Annotated in this window: 2 protein-coding genes; both read right to left on the reverse strand. The window is 43.7% G+C overall.

From position 1 onward, the window contains the following. Positions 1-237: 237 nt before the first annotated feature. Entirely contained in the window at positions 238-1,344 is a 1,107-nt protein-coding gene (locus KDK17_RS19020; protein WP_257255593.1) for a hypothetical protein, read from the reverse strand. 473 nt (positions 1,345-1,817) lie between these two features. After that, positions 1,818-2,979, reverse strand: a 1,162-nt coding sequence (locus KDK17_RS19025) for a hypothetical protein (RefSeq protein WP_257255594.1), incomplete at its 5' end; no start/stop codon positions are given.

Consider the following 2,979-nt stretch of genomic DNA (forward strand, 5'->3'; position numbering starts at 1 on the left):
AATGATGTATTATTGTGGTGGCTCAATAAGTTAAATTGTTCTTCTTTCGATACGCTTGAATGAGCGACTGAGTATATCAATAATAGGCATGAACATAGAGGAATTAGTTTGCCGGTTTTTTTCATCATTCATGCTCTTGATCAGGGTGACTGATTTGATTAGCAAATGATCAGTCAAACCTTACCTGCCAGAAGTAACCTGATTCTTTAATTACATCCGCTACAAGATTGAGCACTATCAATGAAACAAGGTGTACAAATAATCCAAAGGAGCATAAAACTTCTTCCACTGGTTACGGGTGGTTTCTGTGAAACTTTCTTCAAGTGTGACACCATAAACAGCATGGTTTGAAAGTCCATTGAACAAAGCGAGAGCTAATGCAGGAGCCAGAGTAATCGCGATGTTTCTCATTAAATGCCTTGAGTCCAGTTCCAGGCTTTGTTGCAATAGAAATTGCAAGAAAACGACTCCGTATGTCATTCCGACTACGGCTCTGGCTACGTCTATGTGATAGTGTGCAGGTATAACTATGGCAAAGGCAATGGTGCTAAGTGTAGCTGTATCCAGGAATAGATCTCCATGCCACCAAAGAGCTATGGTTCCGGCTGCTGCCACCGATCCGGCTATTGCTCCGGCTCCAGCTGCTGCTATGGCACCTGCTTCTTTCTCGACTCTATCAGCACTGCCTGAATTAGGTAATGAAAGAGAGCATATTGTTGATAATGTCTTCGTCAATGAAGCAGATATCATGTAAGCAAAGGCTGCTTTCACAGAAGTTAAACCTCTGTTGAGCATCTTTTTATAGACTATTGCCCCGACTATAATGCCAGCGACTGATGACAACATTTTATATTCACTAAGGGCATAATTTAAAGGTTGGGTTTTGCCTATGTCCTTATGCCTTAAAGCTCGGATGGTAGTGGCTCCGGCTACGTTTCTTGCCACTTCCTCATGGCTTAAGTATGCCGCAGTCATAACGGCGGCAGGATAAAAAGGACAGTTCGTGTATGTTTGATAACCAACGTATGCTGTTCCTGCAAATCGCAGTGGCTGCCACCAGGTTAGCTCAAGGGGCCAGAGTGATAGGTGCCCGGTTAAAGCAACTTCAGTGGAGGTGATAACGGCTGCGAGTTGGTTGCAAAAAGATGCTTTGACCTCCTGTAATTCACTTTCCTCTGTGCGAGGCAGGTCAAAGCGACCCGTTAGGGCAGTTACCACCTCGGGTGATCTGCAGATGCCGTACCAGAATCCATAATTGATTACAGTGGAGACTGCCAGCCTGGAACTACTAATGAGCAGTTTCAGGCTATCTTCAACTAACGATGCGTTATTGTAGTGGTTCAATAAGTTAAATTGTTCTTCTTTCGATAAGCCTGAATGAGCCAATGAGCTTATAAAAAATAAGCACGTGAATAGTGTTAGTGATTTAACGCAAATTTTCATTATTTATATCCTAAATTCGGATACTGATTTTATCTGAGAAAATGATCAACGAATTTTCACCTGTCGGGAGTAAACTGTTTCAACTGATCAGCATACGCAAGCACTTTCATAGTGTCCCTGCCATTTGCCCCTTTACTGTTGATAAAAGACTTTATAGTTCAGCTATGAAGTTTAAGCCACTTATTGGAAGGTGTTGACTATTGTGCTGTCCGAATCAGGAGCAAGTTTCGCCTCGAACGATCAAAGGTGTTTTTGGAAACAGGCCGATATAAAAGTCGGTGGGATGATTTTGTCAAGTTATTCTAACAAAGAGAAACGTCAGCTGACATTTAAGTCATTCAGATCCTTCGCGAAGCGTTCAAAGCAACTATTTGTCAATTAAACAAGGTGTACAAATAATCCAAAGGAGCATAAAACTTCTGCCATTGGATACGGGCTGTTTCGGTGAAACTTTCTTCAAGTGCGACACCACAAACAGCATTGTTTGAAAGGCCATTGATCAGAGCCAAAGCCAATGCAGGAGTCAGGGTAATGGCGACGTTTCTCAATAAACGGTTTGAGTCCAGGTATGAGTTTTGTTTTATCAAAATTACCATGACTCCAATTCCGACTCCGACTCCAGTCTGAGCTCCGGACAGGACTTTGTCTTTAACTCTGTATATGGATTCAACCTCAGGTAGAGAGAAGGCCAGAGTGCCAACTGCGGCTATGAACAAGACTGGGTTTAAGCTCCAGGCCGCTACGACTCCGATGGCTCCGTCTGTAGCTACAGCTAATGATCCGGCTAAGGCTCCGGCTAAGATTTCTGCTCCTGCTTCTACCTCTGAGGCATGAGCACTTTCTGAATTAGATGCTGATAAATAGCCTATTGCTAATATTGACTTTGACAATGAAGCAGAAAGGAGATATACGAAGCTTGCTTCAACAGGTGAAAAGCCTTTGCTGACCAACTTTTCATAAACTATTGTCCCGATCATCAAGCCAGCCATTGATTTCAACAGAGCGTATTCACTGAAGACAAAATCTTCAGGTTGGATTGAGCGTCTATCGTGATGCTTCAGAGCCTGCACGGTGTCAGCAGCGGCTGCGGTTCTTGCCACAACCTCATGGGTAAAGTAAGCCATTGTCATTATGGGTATAAAATAAGGATCCTGAGTAGTGTATGCTCTGTAACCAGCAAATCCTGTTCCTGCAAATCGCAGCGGTAGCCACCAGAGCCGCTCAAGGGGCCAGGGTGAAACCTTTCCGGCCAAAGCAACCTCAGTGGAGGTCAGAACGGCTGCCAATTGATTACAAAAAGATGATTTGACCTCTTGCAAGTTGTTTTTCTCTGTGTTGATAGAGCTAAACCGTCTCGCAAGGTCAGACAACAACTTGGTTGATTTGCAGATACTGTACCAGACTCCATAATGGACCACAGTGGAAACCGCCAGCCCGGAGCTCCTGCTGACCAGTTTCAGACTATCTTCAACCAGTGATGCATTATTGTGGTGGCTCAATAAGTTAAATTGTTCTTCTTTCGATACGCCTGAGTAA

It is taken from the genome of Endozoicomonas sp. SESOKO2 (assembly GCF_024606245.1).
GTDB lineage: Bacteria > Pseudomonadota > Gammaproteobacteria > Pseudomonadales > Endozoicomonadaceae > Endozoicomonas_A.